This window comes from Serratia sp. CoH_134_PS_4, from assembly GCF_058190535.1.
This window is the reverse complement of the sequence record NZ_JBXWKI010000047.1, coordinates 1-404: the sequence shown is the minus strand read 5'-3', so window position 1 is coordinate 404 and position 404 is coordinate 1. Positions and strand designations below refer to the sequence as shown.

Below are 404 nucleotides of genomic sequence, written 5' to 3'. Positions count from 1 at the left end.
GGAACCTGCGGTTGGATCACCTCCTTACCTAATGATATTGATTCGCGTGAAGTGCTCACACAGATTGTCTGATGAAATGAAAGAGAGCATAAGGCTTAATCTTACCGGTTAAGTCTTAAAGCATCTTGTCGGGTCTGTAGCTCAGGTGGTTAGAGCGCACCCCTGATAAGGGTGAGGTCGGTGGTTCAAGTCCACTCAGACCCACCAATTCTCTCCTATCCTGCGTTGTCGCCCTATTCGTTTATGTGAATAAACGTCGTAGGACTTCGCTTTGACTAGAAGCGAGTTGGCGAAGGTAGTAGATAAGATGTAAAAATGCTTTTCTGATATGGGGCTATAGCTCAGCTGGGAGAGCGCCTGCCTTGCACGCAGGAGGTCAGCGGTTCGATCCCGCTTAGCTCCAC

General features: G+C 49.0%; 2 tRNA genes. Both read left to right on the top strand.

Annotated features, from left to right (window positions below):
• Positions 1-130 precede the first annotated feature (130 nt).
• A tRNA-Ile gene (locus AC2FCQ_RS24665) sits at positions 131-207 on the top strand.
• Positions 208-330: 123 nt separating this feature from the next.
• Positions 331-403: transfer RNA gene (locus AC2FCQ_RS24660), tRNA-Ala, on the top strand.
• Position 404 lies beyond the last annotated feature (1 nt).